General features: G+C 77.3%; 3 protein-coding genes. 1 reads left to right on the top strand and 2 read right to left on the bottom strand.

Going from position 1 to position 2,890, the window contains the following annotated elements; genetic code table 11:
- A partial coding sequence (locus tag CRM73_RS18735; RefSeq protein ID WP_229588735.1) for an NAD(P)/FAD-dependent oxidoreductase occupies window positions 1-1,157 on the top strand: 1,157 nt, incomplete at its 5' end.
- A gap of 7 nt (window positions 1,158-1,164) precedes the next feature.
- Here CRM73_RS18735 and CRM73_RS18730 read toward each other — a convergent pair.
- Window positions 1,165-1,773 carry a lytic transglycosylase domain-containing protein gene (locus tag CRM73_RS18730; RefSeq protein WP_035925826.1) on the bottom strand — a complete coding sequence of 203 codons (609 nt, stop codon included), beginning with the start codon at window positions 1,771-1,773 and terminating at the stop codon, window positions 1,165-1,167.
- Between the two features lie 85 nt (window positions 1,774-1,858).
- The coding region (locus CRM73_RS18725) for a multicopper oxidase domain-containing protein (RefSeq protein WP_229588734.1) at window positions 1,859-2,890 on the bottom strand (1,032 nt) is incomplete at its 5' end.

Below are 2,890 nucleotides of genomic sequence, written 5' to 3'. Positions count from 1 at the left end.
CGCCGGGCCTGCTGCACCGCTCGCTCGAGCGCACGGCGGCGGGGCTGGGCGCGGACGGCCGGGCGTGGTCCCTGCTGCACCGCGGCGTGGTGGAGCGCTGGGAGGAGACGGTCGAGTCGGTGCTGGGCCCGCTCGTGCGCGTGCCCGAGCACCCGCGGGCACTGGCGTCATTCGGTCTGCGCGCGCCGTGGCCCGCCGCGGCCACGGCGCGGGCGCTGTTCCGCACCGAGCAGGCCCGGGGGCTCTTCGCCGGGTCCGCCGCCCATGCGGTGCTGCCCCCGCGGCACGCGCTGACCTCCGCCTTCGGGACGCTGTTCGGCGCCGCCGCCCACGCCACGGGGTGGCCGGTGGCCCGCGGCGGCACCCAGGCCGTCGTCGACGCCCTGGTGGCCGATCTCGAGGAGCACGGCGGGCGGGTGCTCGTCCACTCCCCGGTGATGGACCTCGCCCAGGTGCGGCCGGCCGACGTCGTCCTGCTGGACCTCACGCCCCGGCAGGTGCTGGGCCTGCGCGGGCTCGAGCTGCCGGACCGGTACCGGCGGGCGCTCGCCCGGTGGCGCTACGGCACGGCCTCCTACAAGGTGGACCTGCTGCTGGACGGCCCCGTGCCGTGGCGGGACCCGCGCGTGGCAGAGGCCGGGACCGTGCATGTGGGCGGGACGCTCGCCGAGATCGGCGCCGCGGAGGAGCAGGCGCGGGCGGGCCGGCTGCCGGAGCGCCCGTTCGTGCTCGTGGCCCAGCAGGGGGCCGCCGACCCGTCCCGGGCGCCCGCGGGCCGGCAGGTGCTGTGGGCCTACGCCCACGTCCCCCACGGGTGCGACGACCCCCGGGCGGGGGAGCGGGTGCTCCGGCAGCTCGAGCGCTTCGCCCCCGGGGTGCGCGACCGGATCCGCGAGCGCGTGGACACCTCCCCGGCCGGGCTGGAGGCGTGGAACGCGAACCTCGTGGGCGGGGACATCGGCGGCGGCTCCCTGGACGGGCTGCAGCAGGTGTTCCGGCCGGCCGTGCAGGCCGACCCCTACGCCACCGGCGTGCCGGGGGTCTGGCTGTGCTCGTCGTCGACGCCCCCGGGCGGCGGGGTGCACGGCATGGCCGGGTACCACGCCGCCCGCAGGGCGCTGCGGGGCCTCGCGAGGAGCCGGCGGCCCGCCGGCTGACGAGCGCTCAGGCGCCGACCCCGGCGTACGTCGTGGCCGCGAGTTCGCGGATCTGCGCCACGTAGCCGCGGGTCTCCGCGAACGGGGGGATCCCGCCGTGCCGCAGGACCGCCGTGGGCCCGGCGTTGTAGGCGGCCAGCACGAGGTCGATCTCCTCCCGGGCCGAGGCGGGCGCCAGTCCCCGCACCATGCGCCGCAGGTCCTTGAGGTAGAGGCCCTGGGCCCGGATGGCGGCCCGCGGGTCGAACGGGTCGCCCCGGCCGTAGCGCTTCCACGTGTCCGGCATGAACTGGGCGAGGCCCTGCGCCCCGGCGGGGCTGACGGCCCGGGGGTCCCAGCGGCTCTCGACGTCCAGCTGGGCGGCGACGATCTCGGGCGGGAGCCCCGAGAGCTCGGCGGCGGCCAGGACGTCATCGCCCCACGGCTCCGGGACGGGCGCGGTGCGGATCGGCTCCTCGCCGAGGGACGCCCCGCAGCACCCGGGGGCGTTGGCGTGGAAGAGCCCGCCGGTGCCGATCAGGAGCAGCACCACGGAGGCCAGCAGGAACCACCGGGAACCGCGCGGGGCGAGTTCCTCGGTGCCGGGGCGCGCGGGGTCCAGGACGGTGGTGGCCATTTGTTCCAGGCTAGGGCGGCCCGCCCGCCCCGGTCTGCGGCCTCTTGGGGGGACAGCCTCCACGCCCGCCCGGTGGACGGGAGGGTCAGCCGGTGACCTCGATCAGGCCGCGGGCTCCGCGCTCGGCCTCCACGAGGGAGTGGTTCACGAAGGGATAGGTGCCGGGCTCGGAGAACTCCAGCTCCACGAAGCCGCCCTGGGCAGGGGCGAGGTCGAGGGCCTGGGCCCCGCCGGATCCCGCGCCGCCGCGCTCCAGGAGGTAGGCGCCCTCCTTGTGCACGGTGTCGAACTGAGCGCCGACCACGTGGAAGCTCAGCCCCGTGGACGGCCCGGCCGCGAGGACCCGGATCCGCACCCGCTCACCGGCGCGGACGGTCAGCGGCTCGTGCAGGTACTGGGTGGCGTGGCCGTTGAAGACCGTGAAGCTGGGGACCCCGCCCGGGATCCTGGCCGGGTCCACGGCGGCGTCCACCCCCGTCCCGTCGCCGGCGTCCTCCCCGGGCGGGCCCAGGTACGTCTCGTTCTGCACGAGGAGGTAGTCGCGGTCCACCTCCGGGAGCCCCGGCGGGTCGATCACCACGGCGCCGAACATGCCGGCCGCGACATGCGTGCTCATCGGCGCGGTGGAGCAGTGGTAGAGCCAGGTGCCGGAGCGCACCGCCTCGAAGCGGTAGACGAGGGAGTCCCCCGGGGCGAGGGTGCGCATGTTCTCGTCGGGCGCCACCGTGCCCGCGTGGAAGTCCACCGAGTGGCCCATCGTTGCGCCGTTGGTCAGCGTGATCTCGAAGACGTCGCCGACCTCCCCGTGCAGCGTGGGCCCCATGTAGCGGCCGTTGTACGTCCACGCCCGCATGCGGACGCCGGGGGCGATCTCGTGCTCGCCCTCCGAGACGTCGAGGTCCACCCGGTGCACCCGCCGGCCGTCCACCTGCACGCCCGCGCCGACGGGCTCGAGCACGGGGGAGCGGACCTCGACGCCCTCTCCCGGGGCGGCCCCGAGGTCCGCGCCGTCGGCCGGATCGGTGCCGGCGGGGACCACGCCGGGCGCCCCGCGCCGCTGGCCGGCCGCGGAGGGCGCGTCGAGGGGAGCGCCGTCCGCGCCGACGGCGACGACGTC

Source organism: Kocuria sp. CCUG 69068, from assembly GCF_020833785.1.
Lineage (GTDB): Bacteria > Actinomycetota > Actinomycetes > Actinomycetales > Micrococcaceae > Kocuria > Kocuria rosea.
This window is presented reverse-complemented; position numbering and strand designations above follow the sequence as displayed.